The following is a 3,075-nucleotide window of genomic DNA, read 5'->3' on the forward strand; positions in this document are numbered from 1 at the left end:
CGAGGGCCCGGGGGCCGCGGCTGGGGCGTGCGGGGCCCCCCGGAGCCCACCACCGCCCCGTCGCGCTCGGGGCGCGACTTCTTCGTCTCGTCGACGCCGACCGGGGCGGGCGGCCGAGGGGCGGCCGCCGCGCGGGCGTAGGCCTGGCGGACCTCCCGGATGCGGCCGTCGCGCGAGCTCTGCAGCAGCAGGCGGGTCATGGCGCGCATGGCCGCCTTGCGCGGCCGCGAGTACTGCGGGGTGTTCATCAGCCGCTGCGCCCAGTCCGGGTGCAGGTCCTGCACCGCCCAGTACAGCAGCGCGTACACCGGACGCTGCCACACCGGGTGCCGCCAGGGCGCCAGCGGGTTGAGCAGGTCGACGGTCGGCATGGTGACGGCGAGCAACGGGATGGAGTCCTCGAGGTACTTGTAGACGCCCGCCCTGGTGGTGGGCACCTCGGAGGCCCCCAGTTCCAGGCCCATGCGGGCGAACTCGCGGAAGAACTGCTCGAGCCGCTCGCCGCGCATCGGCCGGGGATGGTAGCGCTCGTGGATGGCCGACAGCGCCCACGCCATGGTGACGTAGTTCCAGGCCAGCAGGTCCGGGTCGCCGGCCCGGTACTCGTGGCCGTCCGGGCGCACGCCGCTGACCCGGTCGTGCATGCCGCGCACCACACGCGAGACGCGCTCGGCGACCTCGGTGGAGCCCATGGCCACGCCGAGGAAGAACGACAGGGTGTGGCCGCCGCGCGAGGCCAGGGCGTCCTCGTCGAACTTGCCGGTGGGCACGCCGTTCTTGCGCTCGAGCACGCGGGTGTGCTCGACGCTCATCCACGCCATGTCCGGGTGCAGGGTCTCGATCATCGCCGCGGCGGCCAGTCCGATCTGCACCGTCGGCGTGTGCGAGAACAGGTACCAGACGGCGCTGTCGGGGCCGAACCAGCCCGGGTCGCCCTTGGGCTCCTCGAACTGCACGTTCTTGAAGAAGCGCTCCCGGACGGGCTGGAACACGAGATCGGCGATCCGATCGGAAAACTTGACGTCCACGGCAATCTCCGAGGCGGTAGTGGTACCCATACGATCAGGCTAACGCGAGTGTTTACTCGCATACTAGTCGTGTTGTAGATGGGTCTGTCAGGACATATAAACTGCTGTACAACAATCTATTTCGGTGCGAGCGAGCTGCTGAAATGCGAATGGTATTCGCATTGTGATCGCCTACGTTCGCGAACCGCGGCCCTTCCGGGCCGCCGAACACACGCACCCACCGCCGCCGACCTGCCCGCGACCGGCGGCGAGCGAGGAGAAGCGGGCGGCTCAGCGCAGAGCCGCGCGGACCACCTTGTCGACCTCGAGATCCTCCACGGTGGCGTTGGCGGCGGCGAAGCCGAGCTGCACCCGCTCCTCCGGTTGCAGACCGGGCCAGACCACCGGCATGGCGATGGAGTCCCAGGCGTCGAAGACGAAGAAGCACAGGGCCGTCCACGCCTCGTCGAAGGAGGGCGGCTCGGCCACGCCGTACTCGCGCAACGTCTCCAGGTACAGCCGCAGCAGTTCCGCCTCGTTGCCGCGGCGGACCTCGGTGGGCGTGGAGTGCGTGAGCAGATAGCTGACCTCCCGCAGGCCAGGGCCGCTGTGAACGACCTGCCAGTCGAGCAGGCCGCCCCGCCCGTCGGGCAGCTTGAAGGTGTTGGCGCAGTGGGCGTCGCCGTGCAGCACGGTCTGCGGGCCGATCTCCCAGCGCGCGTGCAGCGCGCGGTCGTTCTCGTTGGCGAACTCGGCCATCCGGCGCACCGCGGGCGGCAGGTCGTGTTCGGGCGCGGCCAGCAGCGTCCTGCGCATCTTGCGGAACTGCCACAGCAGCAGATCGAAGCCGGGCCGCCGGCTCTCCGGCGCGATCCAGGACAGGTCGGCGCGCAGGCGCGGGCTGTTCCAGAACGTGGCGTGCAACTGGCCGAGCGCGCGGATCACCGCCCGCACGTGCGCGAGGTCGACATCGCGGATGGTGTCGGGGAAGCTCGCGCCGCGCGAGGCCAGGTCCTCGAGCACCATCAGGTGTCTGGCGCCGTGGCCCGCGTGCGCGGCGTAGCACCGCGGGGCCGCGTCGGCGGGCAGTTCGGGCCGGACCTGCTGGTAGAAAGCGACCTCGTTGATCGCCATGTCCAGCGCGGCCACCATGGTCCGGTTCTTCGCCGACAGCGGCGTCGACTTGATGAACACGGCCGTCGGCAGGCCCGCGTCCTGTCCCGCCCGATTCCACTCCAGCCCGAGCCGCCTGCGGTCGGTGGTTCCGGTCGTGCCGTCCAGCGGGCGGACCTTCTCGACCACCACACCGGGGTGCTGCGCGGCGAACACGCCGGTCAGCCATTCGGCGGTGACCGCCGCGGCCGAGTGGGGTTCGGGCGCGGGCGCCCACGGCGAGACCGCCAACGCGGTTTCCATCAGTGCGCGCGCGGTACGACGCATGCTGTCACTCCATCATCGAGATAGTTGAAAAAGGGGGCGTAAGTTTCAGGGCAGATCGACCTGGGCGGCCAGCCAGCGGCCGTCCACCTTCTCCATGGTCATCAACACGCGGCTGCGGTCGATGCGCGGTTCGGGGGCCGCGCTGTTGGTGACCGTCTGATCGACGAACAGCAGGATCTCGGCCCGGTCCTCGGAGGCCGATTTGATCGCCGAATCGATCACGGTGCCCTCGCCGGTGGCGTTGTTGTCGATCAGCAGTTGCTTGAGCTGAGCGCTGGACTGGCCGTACATGTCCTTGAACTCGCCGGTCGCGCCGTCGAGCACCGCGGCGAAGTCCTCGTCGAGGTTCTGGGAGTCGATGCTGGTCAGCGCGATGGCGTAGTTCTCCGCCGCCTCCTTGGCGGCGCGGCCCGCGGCCTCGATGTCGCTGTGCTGTTTCACCTGCCAGCCGAGCACCGCGACCACCGCGACCAGTCCGGCCACCAGCACCGCGAGCACGGCGGTCAGCACCGGCCCGCCGAAGCCGGTCCCGGCCCTGCCACCGTCACCGTCACCGACGCCCCCCCCCGCGGGGGGCCCCCCCCCCCCCGCCCCCCCCCCCCCGGGCCCCCCGGCCGGGGGGGGCGCC

3 protein-coding genes are annotated in these 3,075 nt (G+C 70.9%); all 3 read right to left on the minus strand.

Translation table 11 applies throughout. The annotated features are described in order from the left end of the window. A partial coding sequence (locus QH283_RS15355; RefSeq protein WP_280503670.1) for an oxygenase MpaB family protein occupies positions 1–1,058 on the minus strand: 1,058 nt, incomplete at its 3' end. Between the two features lie 240 nt (positions 1,059–1,298). Beyond that, entirely contained in the window at positions 1,299–2,447 is a 1,149-nt protein-coding gene (locus tag QH283_RS15360; RefSeq protein ID WP_280503671.1) for a hypothetical protein, read from the minus strand. A 45-nt stretch (positions 2,448–2,492) separates the two neighbouring features. Next, positions 2,493–3,075 (minus strand): hypothetical protein (locus QH283_RS15365; protein WP_280503672.1); only part of this gene is annotated, 583 nt, incomplete at its 5' end.

Source organism: Nocardia farcinica (genome assembly GCF_029867845.1).
GTDB lineage: Bacteria > Actinomycetota > Actinomycetes > Mycobacteriales > Mycobacteriaceae > Nocardia > Nocardia farcinica_A.